Annotated in this window: 16 protein-coding genes; 13 read left to right on the forward strand and 3 right to left on the reverse strand. The window is 42.6% G+C overall.

Features of this window, described 5'->3' with window-relative positions; all coding sequences use genetic code 11:
* Positions 1-224: 224 nt before the first annotated feature.
* On the reverse strand, positions 225-1,511 hold the full coding sequence (locus CXF80_RS02200; RefSeq protein ID WP_101030813.1) for a citrate synthase: 1,287 nt from the start codon (positions 1,509-1,511) through the stop codon (positions 225-227).
* Between the two features lie 410 nt (positions 1,512-1,921).
* Here CXF80_RS02200 and sdhC point away from each other — a divergent pair, with 410 nt between their 5' ends.
* The 9 genes from sdhC to CXF80_RS02245 all read left to right on the forward strand — a co-directional run bounded on the left by sdhC (position 1,922) and on the right by CXF80_RS02245 (position 12,772).
* A complete protein-coding gene (sdhC, locus tag CXF80_RS02205; RefSeq protein WP_101030815.1) occupies positions 1,922-2,317 on the forward strand; it encodes a succinate dehydrogenase cytochrome b556 subunit in 396 nt (131 codons plus the stop codon).
* Entirely contained in the window at positions 2,311-2,658 is a 348-nt protein-coding gene (sdhD, locus tag CXF80_RS02210) for a succinate dehydrogenase, hydrophobic membrane anchor protein (protein WP_101030817.1), read from the forward strand. The genes sdhC and sdhD overlap by 7 nt, the downstream gene beginning before the upstream one ends.
* Positions 2,659-4,425, forward strand: coding sequence for a succinate dehydrogenase flavoprotein subunit (gene sdhA, locus CXF80_RS02215; RefSeq protein ID WP_101030819.1), 1,767 nt, complete (start codon positions 2,659-2,661; stop codon positions 4,423-4,425). It begins immediately after the preceding gene.
* A 15-nt stretch (positions 4,426-4,440) separates the two neighbouring features.
* Positions 4,441-5,148, forward strand: coding sequence for a succinate dehydrogenase iron-sulfur subunit (locus tag CXF80_RS02220; protein ID WP_101030821.1), 708 nt, complete (start codon positions 4,441-4,443; stop codon positions 5,146-5,148).
* 202 nt (positions 5,149-5,350) lie between these two features.
* The gene (gene sucA / locus CXF80_RS02225; RefSeq protein ID WP_101030823.1) at positions 5,351-8,173 is read left to right on the forward strand and encodes a 2-oxoglutarate dehydrogenase E1 component; all 2,823 of its coding nucleotides are present in this window, start codon (positions 5,351-5,353) and stop codon (positions 8,171-8,173) included.
* A 28-nt stretch (positions 8,174-8,201) separates the two neighbouring features.
* Positions 8,202-9,404: a 2-oxoglutarate dehydrogenase complex dihydrolipoyllysine-residue succinyltransferase gene (gene odhB / locus CXF80_RS02230; protein ID WP_101030825.1), complete on the forward strand. Its 1,203-nt coding sequence runs from the start codon at positions 8,202-8,204 to the stop codon at positions 9,402-9,404.
* Positions 9,405-9,479: 75 nt separating this feature from the next.
* Positions 9,480-10,646 carry an ADP-forming succinate--CoA ligase subunit beta gene (gene sucC, locus CXF80_RS02235; RefSeq protein ID WP_101030827.1) on the forward strand — a complete coding sequence of 389 codons (1,167 nt, stop codon included), beginning with the start codon at positions 9,480-9,482 and terminating at the stop codon, positions 10,644-10,646.
* The gene (sucD, locus tag CXF80_RS02240; RefSeq protein WP_101030829.1) at positions 10,646-11,518 is read left to right on the forward strand and encodes a succinate--CoA ligase subunit alpha; all 873 of its coding nucleotides are present in this window, start codon (positions 10,646-10,648) and stop codon (positions 11,516-11,518) included. The genes sucC and sucD overlap by 1 nt, the downstream gene beginning before the upstream one ends.
* Positions 11,519-11,845: 327 nt before the next feature.
* Positions 11,846-12,772 (forward strand): AEC family transporter, encoded by a 927-nt coding sequence (locus CXF80_RS02245; protein ID WP_101030831.1) that lies wholly within the window; start codon positions 11,846-11,848, stop codon positions 12,770-12,772.
* Positions 12,773-12,853: 81 nt separating this feature from the next.
* On the opposite strand, the gene fur is transcribed toward CXF80_RS02245, so the two are convergent.
* Entirely contained in the window at positions 12,854-13,285 is a 432-nt protein-coding gene (gene fur, locus CXF80_RS02250) for a ferric iron uptake transcriptional regulator (protein ID WP_101034645.1), read from the reverse strand.
* A gap of 360 nt (positions 13,286-13,645) precedes the next feature.
* On the opposite strand from fur, the gene cobB reads away from it, so the two are divergent.
* Both cobB and CXF80_RS02260 read left to right on the forward strand, forming a co-directional pair.
* A complete protein-coding gene (cobB, locus tag CXF80_RS02255) occupies positions 13,646-14,368 on the forward strand; it encodes a Sir2 family NAD+-dependent deacetylase (RefSeq protein ID WP_101030833.1) in 723 nt (240 codons plus the stop codon).
* A gap of 31 nt (positions 14,369-14,399) precedes the next feature.
* Entirely contained in the window at positions 14,400-14,846 is a 447-nt protein-coding gene (locus CXF80_RS02260; RefSeq protein WP_101034646.1) for an AAA family ATPase, read from the forward strand.
* 174 nt (positions 14,847-15,020) lie between these two features.
* Here CXF80_RS02260 and CXF80_RS02265 read toward each other — a convergent pair whose 3' ends face one another.
* The gene (locus tag CXF80_RS02265; protein WP_101030835.1) at positions 15,021-15,200 is read right to left on the reverse strand and encodes a hypothetical protein; all 180 of its coding nucleotides are present in this window, start codon (positions 15,198-15,200) and stop codon (positions 15,021-15,023) included.
* 740 nt (positions 15,201-15,940) lie between these two features.
* Between CXF80_RS02265 and CXF80_RS02270 the strand changes: the two genes are divergently transcribed.
* Positions 15,941-18,121, forward strand: a complete 2,181-nt coding sequence (locus CXF80_RS02270) for a bifunctional metallophosphatase/5'-nucleotidase (protein ID WP_232772020.1) — start codon at positions 15,941-15,943, stop codon at positions 18,119-18,121.
* A gap of 213 nt (positions 18,122-18,334) precedes the next feature.
* Positions 18,335-19,564, forward strand: a complete 1,230-nt coding sequence (locus CXF80_RS02275; RefSeq protein WP_101030839.1) for a YibE/F family protein — start codon at positions 18,335-18,337, stop codon at positions 19,562-19,564.
* Positions 19,565-19,871: the final 307 nt, after the last annotated feature.

A 19,871-nucleotide genomic window follows, 5' to 3' on the forward strand; every position in this document is an offset into this window, starting at 1 on the left:
TAACGCCAAATAAAACTGGGTCAGCATAGCGCTGCAGTCGATTAGCTTGGAACTCATATTGGGTTAAGCTGAGTAAAAAAGTGCAAGACAGGCTACTTGCAGAGTATATGACTCAAGAAGGCATAAACATAGGTACCGGCGATTAGCGACAAGTGGGTACTGAAAAAAAACCAATAAAAAAGGCGCCGAGGCGCCTTTTTTATCTGACAACTAAAGTCAGCTAATTAACGCTTATCAACACTCACAAATTCACGCGCAGACTCACCAGTGTATAACTGACGTGGACGGCTGATTTTGTGTCCTGGTTGATCTAACATTTCTTTCCAATGTGAAATCCAACCAACAGTACGTGACAATGCGAACAGCACTGTAAACATACTATTAGGAATACCAATGGCTTTCATGATGATACCAGAGTAGAAATCGACGTTCGGGTATAGCTTCTTAGAGATGAAGTATTCATCTTCAAGGGCAATACGCTCAAGTTCCATGGCTACGTCTAATAATGGGTCAACCACTTTCAGTTCTTTAAGGACGTCATGACAGGTATCTCGCATCACTTTAGCACGTGGGTCAAAGTTCTTATAAACACGATGACCAAAGCCCATTAGACGGAATGGATCGTTCTTGTCTTTTGCTCTCTCGATAAATTCAGGAATGCGATCAACAGAACCGATTTCTTCTAACATGTCTAAACAAGCTTCGTTAGCACCACCATGAGCGGGGCCCCACAACGAAGCAATACCCGCCGCAATACATGCAAATGGGTTAGCACCTGAAGAACCGGCTAAACGAACGGTCGATGTAGATGCATTTTGCTCATGATCAGCATGCAGTACAAAAATACGGTCCATTGCTTGTTCAACCACAGGGTTGACTTTGTATGCTTCACAAGGCGTAGCAAACATCATCGACAGGAAGTTACCTGCATAACTTAAATCGTTTCGTGGATAAACAAAAGGTTGCCCCATTGAGTACTTGTAGCACATTGCTGCAATTGTCGGCATTTTCGACACTAAGCGATAAGCAGCAATTTCACGATGCTTTGGATTGTTCACATCAAGAGAATCTTGATAAAAAGCAGATAATGCACCTGTTACACCACAAAGCATTGCCATTGGGTGCGCGTCACGGCGGAAGCCTCTGAAAAAGAATGCAATTTGCTCATGCACCATGGTGTGATTTTTCACAGTGGAGACAAATTGTTCATAATCAGCTTTGGACGGTAATTCACCATATAAAAGCAAGTAGCATAAATCTAAGTAGTTCGATTCTGTAGCAAGTTGCTCAATTGGATACCCACGGTGTAACAAGATACCTTGCTCACCATCGATATACGTAATTGCTGACTCACAAGACGCAGTCGCTAAAAAGCCTGGATCGAAGGTGAAATACCCCTTTGTCCCAAGTGTACTGATGTCGATAACGTCAAAACCTTCAGTACCTTTCTTGATAGGTAGGTCGATTGAATCGTTTCCTGGTAACTCTAATTTGGCTATATTATCAGCCATACCCCGTTCTCCTTACTTCATTTTTCTATATGAGTGCGGCATGTTAAGCGGTCATTACTCTACAGCGGATCGGGATCACAGATCAATTTAAATAAGCGTTTAAATTAGTTAGACCATAGTATATATGCGCTGAAAACCGCTCTGTGCTTGGATTAGATTAAAAAAACATTAAAAAAACTTATTTTGCATAATGTGATGTTTGTATTTGACAATCCCCACGAGTATACTTGCCTGCGTCCCTAAGGGCGACGGACATCACAGTTTAGGAATGATTAATTTACTAACTTAATAGTGGTTTCTCAATTGATTAGATGTTTGAGAGTAGTCTGTTTTTTGTTTAAAAAATGTTCCATCTTTTGCGAACATTAATGGTTAAGCAAAAAATAGAGACATAACAAAAATAATGCTCAATGGAGCGGAGTGAGCAGAACGTGAAAAAGCAAAGACCTGTCCATCTAGACCTGCAGACGATTCGCTTTCCTGCAACTGCGATCGCGTCAATCCTACACCGTATTTCCGGTGTCATCATGCTATTTGCTATTGGTATCCTTCTTTGGTTGTTAAATTCGACTTTAACATCAGCAGATGGTTTCGCTAGCGTACAATCCTTGTTCGATAGTTTCGTGATGAAGTTCATCATTTGGGGCATTCTAACCGCGTTGAGTTATCACTTATTAGGTGGCATTCGTCACTTGGTCATGGATACCGGCCGCTGGGAAGAATTAACTTCGGGTGTCGCATCAGCTAAGGCTACTTTTGGGTTAGCCGTAGTCTTTTCTATCATAGCGGGGATTTGGGTATGGTAACAAATGCAGCAAGTTTTGGACGCAGTGGTGTTCATGACTATATTCTATTACGCGCAAGTGCAGTGATCCTCGCTTGTTATACTATTTTTTTAGTTGGTTTTATCGCGTGTAGTGCCCCGTTAACTTTCGAAATTTGGAGTGGTTTATTTAGTTCACTTCCAATGAAAGTCTTTACCCTTATAACGCTGATTGCTTTACTTATCCATGCATGGATTGGTGTATGGCAAGTGTTGACGGATTACGTCAAACAGACTGCGTTACGTGGTGTATTACAGTTTACCTTTGTTATGATCGCATTGAGTTATTTAGCGTCAGGCATTGTAATAGTGTGGGGTGTTTAAGTGAGTATTCCAGTTCGCGAATTTGATGTGATCGTAATCGGCGCTGGTGGCGCAGGTATGCGAGCAGCATTACAGATTTCTAAAGAAGGTAAGAGCTGTGCGCTGTTATCTAAAGTATTCCCAACTCGTTCACATACCGTTTCTGCTCAAGGTGGAATCACAGTAGCATTAGGTAATGCTCATGAGGATCATTGGGAACAGCACATGTACGATACGGTTAAGGGTTCTGATTTTATCGGCGACCAAGAAGCCATTGAGTTTATGTGTCAAACGGGTCCTGAAGCGATTATCGAACTTGAGCAAATGGGTTTACCCTTCTCTCGTTTCGAAGACGGCACAATCTATCAGCGTCCTTTTGGTGGCCAATCAAGAAACTTTGGTGGAGAGCAAGCCGCTCGGACTGCAGCAGCCGCTGACCGAACGGGTCATGCACTGCTTCATTGTTTATACCAACAAAATGTTAAGCATAAAACTGACGTTTATTCTGAGTGGTATGCCTTAGATTTGGTTAAAAATAATGATGGTGTTGTGGTCGGTTGTACCGCGATTGAAATTGAAACCGGCAACATTGTTTATTTCAAAGCTAAAGCAACAATTTTAGCAACCGGTGGTGCAGGGCGTATTTATGCCTCAACCACTAATGCTCATATTAATACTGGTGACGGTGTGGGTATGGCTGCGCGTGCTGGCGTTCAATTACAAGACATGGAAATGTGGCAGTTCCACCCAACGGGTATAGCTGGCGCGGGTGTTTTGGTGACTGAAGGTTGTCGCGGTGAAGGCGGATACTTATTAAATAAAGATGGCGAACGTTTCATGGAACGTTATGCGCCAAACGCGAAAGATTTAGCCTCACGCGACGTGGTTGCACGTTCAATGATGACTGAAATTCGTGAAGGTCGTGGTTTAGACGGTCCTTTAGGCCCGCATTTGTTACTTAAGCTTGATCATTTAGGCAAAGAAACCCTTGAAGCGCGTCTTCCTGGAGTGTGTGAATTATCACGTACCTTTGCTCATATCGATCCTGCTGATGGTCCTATTCCTGTGTTACCAACGTGTCATTACATGATGGGCGGTTTACCGACTAAAGTGAGTGGTCAAGTTATTCGTCAGAATGACGATGGGACTGAGCAAGATGTATTAGGTTTATTTGCCGTAGGTGAGATTGCCTGTGTATCTGTTCACGGTGCAAACCGCTTAGGGGGTAACTCACTGCTTGATTTAGTGGTCTTTGGTCGTGCGGCAGGACAACATTTAGGCAAAGCATTAGACGACACTCCTGATCCAAAAGCGGCGACAGACGTAGAAATTGATGCATCACTTGCTCGTCTTAATCGTTGGGAAAGCAACAAAGACGGTGAAGACCCTGCGGTTATCCGTAAAGATCTTCAATTGTGTATGCAGTTAAATTTCTCTGTTTTCCGCAGTGGTGAAGCCATGGCTGAAGGTTTAGAACAGCTGCAAGCAATTCAAAAGCGTCTTGAAAATGCCAAGTTATCTGACAATTCAACAGAATTTAATACTCAACGTATTGAGTGCTTAGAATTAGATAATTTAATGGCAACAGCGCTGTCAACTGCTTATGCGGCTAACTTCCGTACTGAAAGTCGTGGTGCGCATTCTCGTGAAGATTATTTAGATCGTGATGATGACAACTGGTTATGTCATAGCTTGTATGACCCAATGACGCAAGCTATGAGCAAACGTGATGTCAACATGACACCTCAATTACGTGAAGCGTTTCCACCGGTAAAACGTACCTATTAGGCAGGAGTTGCAAAGATGAAATTAACATTTGCATTGTATCGTTATAATCCTGATGTAGATAACAAGCCTTACATGAAGGATTACACCTTAGACGTGCCTGAGGGCACTGATATGATGGTGTTAGATGCGTTAATTAAACTGAAAGAACAAGACTCAACGCTTGCGTTCCGTCGTTCATGCCGTGAAGGTGTGTGTGGTTCTGACGGTGTTAACATGAATGGTAAAAATGGATTAGCGTGTATCACGCCATTATCGACCTTTAAAGGGAAGAAAATTGAAATCCGTCCTTTACCAGGCATGCCAGTAGTGCGAGATTTGGTCGTTGACCTGACTCAGTTCTACAAGCAATACGAAAAAATTAAGCCTTATCTGATCAATGATGAAAAGGCGCCGGCTCGTGAACATTTACAATCACCTGAAGAGCGTGCTCATTTAGATGGTTTATATGAATGTATTTTGTGTGCATGTTGTTCAACCTCGTGTCCATCTTTCTGGTGGAACCCGGATAAATTTATCGGCCCAGCCGGTTTATTGCATGCCTATCGTTTCTTGATTGACAGCCGCGACACTGCCACTGAGGAGCGTTTATCTGAACTAGATGATGCTTACAGTGTGTTCCGTTGCCATGGCATTATGAACTGTGTTGATGTTTGTCCTAAAGGATTAAACCCAACTAAAGCGATTGGTCATATCAAGTCAATGTTACTTAAGCGAGCTGTTTAATGCATGAAGAAGAGCAAAATAGTCTGACTTATTAGCTCTGTTAAGAGCCATCTTCAAAATTGAGGATGGCTCTTTTGTGTATTTATGCAATACCTCCTGTCGTTATCTTGCTAAGATAATTTCAGTCTACGTGTGATGTAACTTAAGTTACTCACTGTTATGTTTATGGCTAGTACGTGTATCAAGTTTGAAAGGAATAACAATGCACCAAGGCATCATGAAAGCCTGGCTCGAGTCGTCATATTTAAGTGGTTCGAACTCGACCTACGTAGAAGAGATGTATGAAACCTATCAAGAAGATCCGCAATCAGTGTCTGCTGATTGGCAGCTTGTTTTTGATAATCTCCCTCCGGTTATCGGTGCCTCAATAGAAGTACCCGAAATAGCCCATTCTAAAGTTCGTGACTATTTTCGTAGTTTAGCTCTACAAGGTCGTTTAAAAAACGCTACCAGCGTCAGCGATCCTGAGTTAGATGCGAAGCAAGTCAAAGTGCTGCAACTGATCAATGCCCATCGTTTCCGTGGCCATCAAAATGCCAATTTAGATCCATTAGGATTGTGGAAACGCGAGCAAGTACAAGAGTTAGATCCTGCTTACCACGGCTTAACCGTTGAAGACATGCAGCGTCAGTTTAATACCGGGTCATTCGCCTTGGGCGGTGAGACCATGAAGCTTGCTGATATTATTCATGCATTAAAGAGCACTTATTGTGGCTCGATTGGTGCTGAATACATGCATATCACTGATACTGATGAAAAGCGTTGGATCCAGCAACGTCTTGAACCCACATTAGGTAAAGCCCTGTACGATAACGATGTTAAAAAACGTATTCTTGAAGGGTTAAATGCGGCAGAAGGTATCGAAAAATACCTTGGGGCTAAATTCCCTGGCGCTAAGCGTTTCTCTTTAGAAGGCGGTGATGCACTGGTTCCGATGATGCGTGAAATCATTTACCGTGCGGGTGAAGCGGGTACCAAAGAAATCGTTGTCGGTATGGCTCACCGTGGTCGCCTAAACGTGCTCGTTAATGTGTTAGGTAAGCGTCCTGCTGAACTGTTTGACGAGTTTGCAGGTAAGCATGGCGACACTAACGGTTCCGGTGACGTAAAATATCACCAAGGTTTTTCATCAGATTTTGAAACACCCGGCGGCAATGTCCATTTAGCCTTAGCCTTTAACCCCTCTCATTTAGAAATTGTTAACCCAGTGGTGATTGGTTCTGTGCGCGCGCGCCAAGATCGCCGTGGCTGTAAAGACGGTTTACAGGTGATGCCCATCACCATTCATGGTGATGCAGCAATTACCGGGCAAGGGATTGTTCAAGAGACATTTAATATGTCTCAAACACGTGGTTTCAGAGTCGGTGGCTGCATTCGTATTGTCATCAATAACCAAGTTGGTTTTACGACATCTAACCACGCTGATACACGTTCAACCGAATACTGTACTGACATCGCTAAGATGGTTCAGGCGCCAATTTTTCACGTCAACTCTGATGATCCTGAAGCCGTTGCGTTTATTTCTCAACTTGCAGTGGATTATCGTAATGAGTTTAAACGTGATGTGGTTATTGATTTAGTGTGTTATCGCCGTCATGGCCATAACGAAGCGGATGAGCCTAGTGCTACACAGCCGCTCATGTACGCTAAAATCAAAAAGCACCCAACGCCACGTAAAATCTATGCAGATAAGTTAATCGCTGAAAACAGTATTCCAGCCGATGAAGTGACGGGGTTAATTAATCATTACCGTGATGCATTAGATGCCGGTGATTGTGTAGTGAAAGAATGGCGTCCGATGACGTTGAACACAGTTGACTGGACGCCTTATCTTAATCGTGAATGGGATGAAGATTACGCGGCTGCTATGTCGATGGAACGTCTACAAAACTTAGCTAATAAGTTAGTCGATATTCCTGAAAATCATACGCTTCAATCTCGTGTTGCCAAAATTTACGCCGATCGTACCGCGATGGCCAAAGGTGATAAATTACTCGATTGGGGGTTTGCTGAAACCTTAGCGTATGCCTCGATTCTTGAAGATAACAAGCGTGTGCGCATTACCGGTCAAGACACTGGTCGCGGCACATTCTTCCATCGTCATGCTATTTTACATAGCCAGAAAGACGGCACCACCTATTTACCTTTGCGTAATGTGGCTGATGAACAAGCGCCAATCGACATTATTGACTCGGTATTATCTGAAGCATCAGTGGTGGCATTTGAATACGGTTACGCGACTACTGAACCGGGTGGATTAAACATCTGGGAAGCGCAGTTTGGCGATTTCGTCAACTGTGCCCAAGTGGTGATAGATCAATTCTTATCATCTGGAGAGCAAAAGTGGGGCCGTTTATGCGGTCTGACGTTGCTGTTACCTCATGGATATGAAGGTCAAGGTCCAGAGCACTCGAGTGCCCGTTTAGAGCGTTTCTTGCAATTATGTGCTAACCACAACATGCAAGTGTGTGTGCCATCAACACCGGCTCAGGTTTATCACATGTTGCGTCGTCAAGTTGTGCGCCCAATGCGTCGTCCGTTAGTGGTTATGTCGCCTAAATCTTTACTGCGTCATCCATTAGCTGTCTCTAGCTTAGAAGAGCTTGCACAAGGCACTTTCCAAAATATCATTGGTGAGATTGATACCTTAGACGCCAGCCAAGTGGACCGCGTTGTATTTTGCAGCGGCAAAGTCTATTTCGAGTTACTTGAAAAACGTCGCAAAGAGAATGTGAACAATGTTGCCCTCATTCGTGTTGAGCAGTTGTATCCGTTTCCTGATGTGGAATTACGTGCGGCATTAGCTACATACCAACATGTTACTGATTTTGTTTGGTGTCAGGAAGAGCCACAAAACCAAGGTGCATGGTACTGTAGTCAGCATCATTTCTGGGCTAATATTCCTGCAGGCGCTCAATTAACTTATGCCGGTCGTGAAGCTTCTGCTGCGCCAGCATGTGGTTATCCAGGGTTGCACATACATCAGCAAGAATCATTAGTAAATAGCGCATTAAAACTGTCGTAATAGATAATTTATATAAGGGAAGTTTTCCATGAGTATCGAAATTAAGGTACCCGTATTACCAGAATCTGTTGCTGATGCAACTATTGCTACTTGGCATGTTAAACCTGGTGAGCAGGTGACTCGCGATCAAAACTTAGTCGATATCGAGACTGACAAAGTTGTGTTAGAAGTGGTTGCGCCAGAAGATGGTTCAATCTCTGAATTGTTATTTCAAGAAGGTGACACTGTTTTAGGTGAACAAGTGATTGCTAACTTTGTCGCTGGTGTGGTGTCAGGTCAAGAAGTGACTAAAGCTGAAGCATCAGCGCCTGTTGCCGCCGCAACTACCGCAACTGCTGCTGATGAGTCTAATGATGCATTAAGCCCATCGGTTCGTCGTGTTATTGCTGAGCATAATCTTGATGCCAGTAAAATTAAAGGTTCTGGTGTGGGTGGACGTGTGACTAAGGACGATGTTGATGCATTCCTTAAGTCAGCACCGGCTAAAGCTGCGCCTGTTGCCCCGGTAGCACCGGTAGCACCACTAGAAGGTCGTAGTGAGAAGCGTGTTCCTATGTCACGTCTTCGCAAAACCATCGCGAAACGTCTTTTAGAAGCGAAAAATTCAACGGCAATGTTAACCACGTTTAACGAAGTTAACATGAAGCCAATCATGGATATTCGTAAACAGTACCAAGAAATCTTCGAAAAGCGCCATGGTATTCGTTTAGGCTTTATGTCTTTCTATATCAAAGCCGTAACTGAAGCATTAAAACGTTTCCCTGAAGTTAACGCGTCTATGGACGGTGATGACATTGTGTATCACAACTATTTTGATATCAGCATTGCAGTATCGACACCTCGTGGTCTGGTGACACCAGTATTGCGTGACACAGATACCATGAACTTAGCTGAAATTGAAAAATCGGTACGTGAATTAGCGATTAAAGGCCGTGACGGAAAATTATCTGTTGCTGACATGACGGGCGGTAACTTCACCGTGACTAACGGCGGCGTGTTTGGCTCGCTTATGTCTACCCCAATTTTGAACCTGCCACAAAGCGCAATCTTAGGCATGCATGCCATTAAAGATCGCCCAATGGCAGTCAATGGTCAGGTTGAAATCCTGCCTATGATGTACCTAGCACTCTCTTACGATCATCGTATTGTTGATGGCCGTGAGTCAGTTGGCTTCTTAGTCGCGATTAAAGACTTCTTAGAAGATCCAACTCGTCTGCTACTTGATCTATAAGTCAGTAGATAAAACCTCGTCGCTGGCTCATATTGAGCCAGTTGGATTTGATTTGAAGTATATGGATAGATCATCATGAATTTGCATGAGTATCAGGCAAAATCTTTATTTGCCGAATATGGTTTACCAGTCTCTGAAGGCTTTGCTTGTGATACTGCTCAAGAAGCAGTAGAAGCAGCAGGCCACATTGGCGGAAATTTATGGGTTGTTAAGTGTCAAGTACACGCTGGCGGCCGTGGTAAAGCAGGTGGCGTTAAAGTTACCAGCAGTAAAGACGAAATCAGAGCATTCGCAGAAAACTGGTTAGGCAAGAACTTAGTTACTTACCAGACTGACGCTAAAGGTCAGCCAGTGGCTAAAATTCTCGTTGAAAGCTGCACTGACATTGCCAATGAATTGTACTTAGGTGCAGTTGTTGACCGAAGCAGCCGTCGCGTTGTGTTTATGGCGTCGACTGAAGGTGGTGTTGAAATTGAAAAAGTGGCTGAAGAAACGCCAGAACTTATTCATAAAGCTATCATTGATCCGCTAACCGGTCCTCAAGCTTATCAAGCTCGTGATCTTGGTTTCAAGTTAGGGTTAAACCCAACGCAAATGAAGCAGTTTACTAAGATCTTCATGGGTCTAGCAAACATGTTTAACGACTATGATTTCGCGTTATTAGAAATCAATCCACTGGTGATCACCTCTGAAGGTAACCTTCATTGTTTAGATGGCAAGATTGGTATCGACGGTAATGCATTATTCCGTCAACCAAAAGTCAAAGCAATGCACGATCCATCACAAGATGATGCACGTGAAGCGCACGCGGCTAAATTTGAATTAAACTATGTTGCTTTAGACGGTAACGTAGGTTGTATGGTTAACGGTGCCGGCCTAGCGATGGGTACAATGGACATCGTAAACTTACATGGCGGCAAGCCAGCTAACTTCTTAGACGTTGGCGGTGGAGCAACCAAAGAACGTGTTGCTGAAGCCTTTAAGATCATTCTTTCTGACAGCAATGTTAAAGCGGTATTAGTTAACATTTTCGGTGGTATCGTGCGTTGCGATATGATCGCTGAAGGTATTATCGGTGCGGTCAAAGAAGTTGGCGTTAAAGTGCCAGTGGTTGTTCGTCTTGAAGGTACTAACGCCCAATTAGGTCGTGAAGTATTAGCTAAGTCTGGTCTTGATATCATCGCGGCAACAAGTCTAACTGACGCGGCTGAGCAAGTTGTTAAAGCTGCGGAGGGCAAATAATGTCTGTTTTAATTAACAAAGATACCAAGGTGATCTGTCAAGGTTTCACTGGTGGTCAGGGTACTTTCCACTCTGAGCAAGCAATTGACTATGGCACACAAATGGTTGGCGGTGTTTCTCCTGGGAAAGGTGGTCAAACTCACCTAGGTCTTCCAGTATTTAACACTGTTAAAGATGCAGTCGCTCAAACAGGTGCAACTGCAACGGTTATCTATGTGCCGGCACCATTTTGTAAAGACGCTATCCTTGAAGCCATCGATGCTGGTATTGAGCTAATCGTTTGTATCACTGAAGGCATCCCTACACTTGATATGCTGCAAGTGAAAGTGAAGCTAGAAGAAACTGGCGTTCGCATGATCGGTCCTAACTGCCCAGGTGTTATCACTCCGGGTGAATGTAAGATTGGTATCATGCCTGGTCACATTCACAAGCCTGGTAAAGTTGGTATTGTTTCTCGCTCTGGTACATTAACGTACGAAGCGGTTAAGCAGACAACTGATGAAGGTTTCGGCCAATCTACTTGTGTCGGTATTGGTGGAGACCCTATTCCTGGTACTAACTTCATCGACGTATTGGAAATGTTCCAAAACGATCCACAGACAGAAGCGATTGTGATGATCGGTGAAATCGGTGGCACGGCTGAAGAAGAAGCGGCTGAATACATCAAAGCACACGTCACTAAGCCTGTTGTGTCTTACATTGCTGGTGTCACTGCACCAGAAGGTAAGCGTATGGGGCATGCTGGCGCAATAATCGCTGGCGGTAAAGGTACTGCTGCTGATAAGTTTGCGGCTTTAGAGGCTGCTGGTGTAACGACGGTTCGCTCTTTAGCTGACATCGGTAAAGCACTACGAACTAAAACAGGCTGGTAATATTTTATCTTCCTGAAAAAGGCGCTTAGGCGCCTTTTTTGTTGCTTTTTTAACCTTGAATGATCGGTTATCTTGTTAACTCTATCTGGTTGTTAGTTAAATTTATAAGCATGCTTAATCTTAATTCGGGTTAAGAGATGGGATGAATGGCTAAAAGGCAGAATATCTCCACATATTCCAACTCAAACTTGCCATTTGTTTGCTAACAAGATGAATTTACCAGTTAATGGCTGCGTCAATAGCGAGTCTATTGCAACTCAATACAAGGAAGTTAGCTGCACAAAGAACTGTTTGATAACCGTTTATTATCCCGGGCTGAGGTTATTTATGACCATTGTTAGTATTATTTTTCCATTGATTTTTATGGTGGCTCTAGGTTATGTGTTAACGCGTGCGGTTTTTTTTAATAGAGAACACATTGCGGGGATTAGCAAATTCACTTTTTATGTCAGTATTCCGGCGTTTTTATTCATCAATATGCTGGCAGCACCGTTAGCACAAAGTATTGATCCATTTGCGTTGTTGGCTTTTTATTTACCCGTACTGTTGGTGTTTGCCATAGGCTATCGCATTAATCGCCACTTTAGCCCTGTAGCACTGCAAGGACGTGACGCCAGTGCGGTATTTGCATTAGGCGCCAGTTATTCCAATACTGTGTTGGTCGGCTTGCCGATTATTACCGCAGCATTAGGTGAAGCTATGATAGGGCAGGTATTTATGATCATTACTTTTCATAGCGCCACCTTGTTCGCGCTGACTTTTATCTTAGCTGCACGAGCACAATGCCAAGGGTTTTCATGGCGACGATTCGCTCGTTCCATGGCACTGAATCCGGTGGTGATGAGTATTGGGCTAGGCATTCTAGTGAATGCCTTAAATCTTAACTTGGGGGAGCAGCTTAATGATGGCTTGGCATTATTAGCCAAACCTGCATTAGCATGTGCATTATTTGTTTTAGGCGCTAATTTAAGTTTCTATCGAATAGGTGAGCATTGGCGTTTAGCATTAATGGCAAGCAGCTTGAAAATTATTTTATTGCCAGCGTTAGTGTATATGATGGCGCATTTTGTGTTTCAGCTAGCGGTTCAGAACACTGCGATGTTGGTGTTATTGAGTGCTTCGCCGCTTGGCGTGAACGCTTATCTGATAGCTACAGAACTTAAGCAGCATGAATCAACCTTAGGTAGCACGGTGGTATTATCGACCTTGTTATCAGTGCTTAGTTTTAGTTTATGGCTAGCATTGTTGCTTTAACTTAATTTTGGAAGCTTATGATAAATGTTAACCAATAAAAAACCAGCAAATTTGCTGGTTTCTTTGCTGCCTATATATTGACTATTCGTCAGCGTGATCACATGTATCATTGGTGCAATGACCATAAAGATACAAGCTATGGTGAGTCAGCTTGATATTATGACGCATGGCGATTTCGTCTTGACGACGTTCAATTACGTCGTCAGAAAACTCAATCACTTTATCACATGTTAAACATACCAAATGGTCATGGTGTTGTTGAGTTGACATTTCAAACACCGCTTTACCACTTTCAAAATGATGACGATTTAGAATGCCTGCATCATCGAACTGGTTTAATACTCTGTATACAGTAGCAAGGCCAATTTCCTCACCTATTTCGAGTAACTTTTTATATAAGTCTTCTGCACTGATGTGCTGATTTTCTGGTTCTTGCATCAGTTCTAGAATTTTAACTCGCGGCAGAGTTATTTTTAATCCGGCTTTTTTGAGCGCTTGATTTCCATCTGTCATTGCTAATCTCTTGATTGCAGAACCAATCGGTTCATCGGTGGATAATCTAATCATTATATGTCTTGAGTTTAAAAACATAAACCTCTTAAGGTGCTTTATCAACCTATATAGAGATTATTTAGTAAAACACCCACTTAAGTTGATATTATTTGTTAAGGATCTCTCAATAAGCTTACTTATACTAAGGGATTATTGTGTCTATTTTGCTATCCGCTATTATTATGGCATCAACAAAATGAATTTTATGTGAATTTTTAGACCGTCGAATGACAACATTTTGTAACGTGAGAGCGTATTTTTGATATGGTTATTAAACGTTAATGACATTCTATGTTACACCATCACAATAAAGGACAAACAATGTACCGGCAAATTGTCGTGCTGACCGGCGCAGGTATTTCAGCTGAGTCGGGTATGAGCACATTTAGAGATCAACATGGCTTGTGGGAACAGCATCATATTGAAGATGTTGCCACCCCAGAAGGCTATGCCAGAGATATAGAGTTAGTCGAGCGGTTTTATAATACCCGTAGGCAGCAATTAAACAGTGGCGAGGTTGCGCCTAATGCGGCACATTTGGCATTAGTAAAACTTGAAGCAGAATTTACGGGTGAGCTGTTGGTGATCACCCAAAATGTTGATGATTTACATGAGCGAGCTGGGTCCAAACGATTACTGCATATGCACGGTGAATTAGCAAAAGGCCGTTGTCCACAATCATTACAAACATTTGTATTACGTGAGCCTTTTGGTGTGGATAACTGTTGCACTTGTTGTATTCCTGCTAAACGTTTACGGCCACATATTGTGTGGTTTGGGGAAATGCCTTTTGGTATGGATAGAATTCACGATGCGTTAGACCACTGTGATTTATTTATTGCTATTGGCACCTCTGGTACGGTTTATCCGGCGGCAGGCTTTGTCGACAGTGCCAACCATCAAGGTGCTCAAACCGCGGAAGTTAATCTAGATCCAGCAGATCGTCATAGCCAGTTTCAATATCACTTTACCGGTAAAGCGGGTGAGATTTTACCTCAGCTAGTTGAAGATATTTTAGCGGGTAAAGTGATTGGCAGTGAGTGACGTGTTGATTGATTCGATTGCTGGAGATGCCATCCAAACCAAGTTAGTGATTATTATGCGGGGCCTACCAGGCAGTGGTAAGTCATATTGGGTTGAACAATTTATTGTTTCTCAAGGCGTTGAACAGGCGATTCATATCCGTCAGTATGGCCTGTTCTCAACAGATAGCTATTTTTATCAGCAAGGGAAATATCGCTTTATTCCGCAAAAATTAGCGCAATATCATCAGGCTAATTTAACGGCATTTATTCAGGCGCTAGCGCGTAATGAGCCTATGGTTATTTGTGATAATACCAATATCGCGAAGTGGGAGTTTATGGCTTACGAGGCGGCTGCGAAAGCGTTAGGGTATAAGGTTAGCCTAGTGCTGGTGGGACATCCAAATGACGATAAGCATCAACAACTTTGTGCGCAACGAAACCAACATCAAGTGTCATTAGTGCATATTAAAAAAATGGCCAAATTGTTTGAACAATAGTTGTTTGAACGAGAGTTGTTGGGGCTAGGTTGTGAGGCCACAAAAATAAAAAGGCGCATAACGCGCTTTTTTATAGGTTTAAACAGACCGTTTTGCTACCGAGGCAGTGGTTAAATCAATCCTATAGATTGCAAAGCTGGCTAAAACGTCAGCCGTTTTCGGTCACTTCGCCATTTAGCCTTGTTGATTATTACTAACAAACTTGTCAGCAACATCGCTGTCTTGGGTTTCAAAACGAATGTCTAATGTAATAGTTGCATTGTCGATAGTGTTAAAACCCCCGTTATAATTAGCTGATGGGTCAACCATAGCATCATATCCGCCAATTGCATTTGGTTGTGATTGCTTAGTCATATCATGTGATCATGCATCATGGTTGGTATCTGGTCGTTCAAGCACTATGTGGTCAGAACGGGTACCAGAAAATCCGCCCTAAACGCACAGTATTATTTGATGCCACGACAAATGATATTGTCGCTAAGTCACGTTCTTGTAAGACAGATCACCTTCCTCTTTTTGTACCTATTGGCTTGTATCGCCTTCAACATAACGTCCTCCGGCCTTGAACTGCGCTCGTGTTATTTGAGCATTAGAGAGAACTTGATCTCTTGGGTCATCGTGTACCAAGGTTAAAAACCATTACATGCTTGCCACAACAACGCCAATAGGTTGGGTTAAGGACTCGATAGTGCTCTTGTGTTCGATTTCAACCGCGACACGTAAGTTATCTTCAGCTTCAACGAAGGCTTATTTATTCGCATTGTCGCAGGTAGGATGTGCTTTAGTGCTTGATTTTTCATGAATCATGGTCAATTTTTCTTCAATTTGGCGTTTGACTAAGTCAATGCCTAATTCAAAATATTTACTGCTTTGTTTTTATCCGATATTCCAAAATGGATTGCAGAATTGTGATCCAGCCACTCCCATTAATTAGAGTGTTTGCACTATATCACGTTATTTAAGCGTGACGTTCTTATACTCGAACACTAGTCAGCTATGGCGAACAATACGTCAAACGGATAATTACAATAGGCTGACAAAGGGCAGAAGGGATTGTCTTCTGGGGTTAAATGACAAATTTAAGAGTAATGTATATGTTAAATAAGAAAGTATTAGCGGTAGTGATTTCTGCTGCACTTGGACTAACCGCTTGTAATGGTGATGACGAGATTGTTTACGTAGATAAACCGATAGATAGTGCTATTTCGTCTACGGTTGCTGAAGGTAAGACGTTATCAAATACACCCGATATCATCGTAAAAAGTGCAATTCAAGATGTTAGTGAAGTGACGATTACCATCGCTGCGACATCCGATTTACACGGGCGTCTCTTTGGTTATGACTATGCTATCGATGGTGAAGACAAAGATGCAGGCCTAACACGTATAGCCACTCTACTTAAAGAAGAAAAAGCCAAAACCAGCAACATGATCTTGATTGATATCGGTGATACCGTTCAAGGTAACTCTGCACAGCTATTCAATGATCATCCAACCCATCCGGTTGTTTCAACACTTAACGCCTTAGATTATGATTTATGGGTTCCTGGCAACCACGAATTCAACTTTGAAAGAGAGTTTATTGATCGTAACCTTGCTCACTTCAACGGTGCCGTGGTATCAAGCAACATCAAGTGGGAAGAGAGCAGCACTAATTACATCCGCTCTTTTCAAGTATTTGAAGTCGACGGCGCTAAAGTGGCTATTGTAGGTCTAACACCTTCAAATATACCCAATTGGGAAGCTTCTGCTCCGGATCACTTCAAAGGTCTTAAGTTTGATGAAGAATTAGCATCAACCCAAGCGGCTGTTGATACATTGATAGCAAAGCACCACCCTGATGTTATTGTTGGTGCTTTCCACCTAGGCAGAACTTCTGGTGGCGGCACTGGCGTTTACAAAATTGCCGCTGCAATGGCAGATCAATTTGATGTTATTATCGCAGGCCACGAGCACGCAACCTATATTGAAAGTATCACTAAAAGTGAGGTTGGGGCCGATATTGTTACTCAAGATATTTCGGCAGAAGGAAAACACTCCGCTGAAGATAAAACCCTTGCGGGTGTTTATGATGAATCTAATCGCACAAACAGCGTTAAGATTATCGAACCCGGTAAATGGGGCTCTGCGTTAGCCAAAGCTGATATCAAACTTAAAAAGAACGCTGCTGGCAAGTGGGAGATGGTGGATACCACACTCGCGAATATTTCTACATATAATATTGAGCAAGATACCGATATAAGTGCGCAGTATCAATATGTCGATGATATGGCTAAAACTGACGCGCAGGAAGTGATTGGTAAAGTCGTCGGTGTGTTTACCCCTGGTGGCGGCGCTGATGAAGCGGTTCATGAAGATATCAATAACGAGGTAGGCAGACTCTATACCACTATCCATACAGCCAAAGTACAAGATACCCCGCTAATGGATTTCATCAACGCGATTCAGTTACAAGAATCAGGCGCTGATATTTCGGCTGCATCGCTATTCTCTGATGGTTCAAACCTTATTGACGATCAAGATTACGCTAAGAAAGATTCTACCCGTTTGTACAAGTACGATAACACCTTAATAGGTGTCAATATTACTGGTGAAAATCTAAAACGCTATATGGAATGGTCATACAGCTATTTCAACCCATACAAGGATGGTGACATTACGGTCTCATTCCGTAAGGGCGCGAAGTCATATAACTATGATCAGTTCGATGGCAAGATTAACTTCGTGGTCGATCTCACTGGTGATGTACTCACCATGGACGAGAATTATAAGGTCACCAATGAAGGTAGCCGCATTGATATTTCTGAAATCAATGGTGAGCCATTTGATTCTAATGCAACTTATAAATTAGCACTTAACAGTTACCGTTACGGTTCTCAAGTGAAGAAATATGGTTGGGTGTCTGACACTGGAGAAGATAAATTCTACGACTCTGTCAACGAAACTACTTACGCCATTCGTGACATGCTAACTGGATTCGTTCTAACCAATAAGGCGGTTAATGCTGGAGATTACATCAACAACAACTGGGAGTTTAAGCAGTACCAAGCCAATGGTGCCATTACACTCGCTCGTACTGATAAAGGCGCTGGTCAAGCACTTTGGACTCAGCTTGTGAATAAGGAAATCTGTGTCAAGATTGATCCAGAAAACCCTAAATATCCAGGGATCCTTCACTCAGTAAACTTCAACGATGCTTCTAGCTACTTTGCTAATCCTAACAAGGATAATGCAGATCAAGATAAAGTATATGAAGGTTGTGTAGAAGCTCCATAATTTAAAAATGCCATTTATAAAGGCCCGGCAACGGGTCTTTATCCGCTCTAGCTCTAAATAACACTCGCTTCAAAAGTTACAGAAATACATTAACGTTTAGCAATAAGCTTTAAAGAACGTCCTTGTTAACAAAACCTATTGTTAAATCTAAATGTAATTGAATTGATATTAACCATACTCACTTTATTGAGGCTTTTTAATGAAAGACTGCCTATGTTAAAAGACTACCGCTTTGCCATCCTAATCACCCTTATCTCAACTATGATATTTTATTTATCCCCCAGCTTGAGTGAAAACTTTAAAGCAAAATCATCATTGCAGCAGAGTTTTGTTGAAGCCAGAGTGACCGATGTTGTGAGCAACGAACTGGCACCCGATCTCAGGGTGCCTTCGATATTAACGGGTAAACAAGTCTTTAATGCGGAAATATTAGAAGGTCCAGAAACCGGTAAGATAGTCGAAATTCAAAATCCTCTTAGCCGCCAACACAACGTGCTGGTTGAGCAAGGTGATGTCTTTATCATGATGATCCGTATTACCGGACGAGAGAAAGTCTATTGGGCTTACAACCACAAGCGCTCAACGGCCATCTATTGGATGGGATTTTCCTTTGTACTGCTACTACTCTCCTTTGGTAAGAAAGAGGGATTTCACTCAATCGTGTCACTTTACTTTACCGCGGCGCTTATTATAGGGGTGCTTATACCTAGCATCTTCGCAGGATTTAATCCGGTGCCTATCACCATTATGTTGATGGGTATCAAAATCGTGGTTAATTTTATCTTAGTTTCAGGTTATAACCGCAAAAGTTTTTGCGCTATGGGTGGCACCTTGTTGGGGGTTATTGCAGCAGGCATCATGGCGCAAGTCTTCGGGGAATTTGCCCACCTGTCGGGTATATACCTAGATAAAGGTGAGGATGTTATCTATATATCCAATCAAGTACTGCAGGTGCGCTGGTTAATGTTCGTCGCCATTATGATATCGGCATTAGGTGCGGTTATGGACGTAGCCATCTCCATTGCCTCTGCTTACAACGAGCTTAGGATTACCGACCCAAAACTCTCACCAACTCAGTTGATGCGGGCTAGTATGAATATTGGTAGAGATATCATGGGCACCATGACGAATACGTTAATCTTGGCTTTTGCAGGCAGCTCTCTCACCACGATTATGATGGTTTGGGGTTTAGACATGCCTCTGACTCAGTTTATCAATACCCCGGTTATCGCATTGGCAATTATCCATGCGCTCGCGGGCAGCGTCGGTATTGTACTGACTATTCCACTTACCGCATGGTTAGCTAGGTATATGCTAAGCCCATCAAGTGTTATGCCAAAAGAGGCAGTCGCAACAGCCACTGATTCAACTGCAGCCGACGTTATCACTAACGCCATTAATATTGAGCCAACCACGGCACTTAACCCTGCGAATGAAAACTAATGCTTACTGCATTAAAATGCTTATGACTCATACCCGCAGATCTTTCGAGATTTCTTTATTGTCGAACTCGTTGTCATTATTCAATATATTTGTGTTTTAGTGATGGTTGATCATGGCGAGTGTATATATGGTCAGAATTAATAGGATTGTTAGAGTCATAAAATTATTATTAAGCTATTTATCTTAAGTCAAATTAATCCAACAAAGACCGAGTTGAGCTATAACTTATTTGTTCTGGTTATTTGTTCTGGTTATTTGTCATTAATGATAGCGGCTTTAGATTAATAAAAACCGCTATCATTTTTAT

Source organism: Shewanella sp. Actino-trap-3 (assembly GCF_002836275.1).
GTDB lineage: Bacteria > Pseudomonadota > Gammaproteobacteria > Enterobacterales > Shewanellaceae > Shewanella > Shewanella psychromarinicola.

Coding starts and splice junctions, on each gene's coding strand:
- CXF80_RS02200 (WP_101030813.1), bottom strand. CDS start 1,511: ATGGCTGATAATATAGCCAAATTAGAGTTACCAGGAAACGATTCAATC.
- sdhC (WP_101030815.1), top strand. CDS start 1,922: ATGGAGCGGAGTGAGCAGAACGTGAAAAAGCAAAGACCTGTCCATCTA.
- sdhD (WP_101030817.1), top strand. CDS start 2,311: ATGGTAACAAATGCAGCAAGTTTTGGACGCAGTGGTGTTCATGACTAT.
- CXF80_RS02220 (WP_101030821.1), top strand. CDS start 4,441: ATGAAATTAACATTTGCATTGTATCGTTATAATCCTGATGTAGATAAC.
- sucA (WP_101030823.1), top strand. CDS start 5,351: ATGCACCAAGGCATCATGAAAGCCTGGCTCGAGTCGTCATATTTAAGT.
- odhB (WP_101030825.1), top strand. CDS start 8,202: ATGAGTATCGAAATTAAGGTACCCGTATTACCAGAATCTGTTGCTGAT.
- sucC (WP_101030827.1), top strand. CDS start 9,480: ATGAATTTGCATGAGTATCAGGCAAAATCTTTATTTGCCGAATATGGT.
- sucD (WP_101030829.1), top strand. CDS start 10,646: ATGTCTGTTTTAATTAACAAAGATACCAAGGTGATCTGTCAAGGTTTC.
- CXF80_RS02245 (WP_101030831.1), top strand. CDS start 11,846: ATGACCATTGTTAGTATTATTTTTCCATTGATTTTTATGGTGGCTCTA.
- fur (WP_101034645.1), bottom strand. CDS start 13,285: ATGACAGATGGAAATCAAGCGCTCAAAAAAGCCGGATTAAAAATAACT.
- cobB (WP_101030833.1), top strand. CDS start 13,646: ATGTACCGGCAAATTGTCGTGCTGACCGGCGCAGGTATTTCAGCTGAG.
- CXF80_RS02265 (WP_101030835.1), bottom strand. CDS start 15,200: ATGACTAAGCAATCACAACCAAATGCAATTGGCGGATATGATGCTATG.
- CXF80_RS02270 (WP_232772020.1), top strand. CDS start 15,941: ATGTTAAATAAGAAAGTATTAGCGGTAGTGATTTCTGCTGCACTTGGA.
- CXF80_RS02275 (WP_101030839.1), top strand. CDS start 18,335: ATGTTAAAAGACTACCGCTTTGCCATCCTAATCACCCTTATCTCAACT.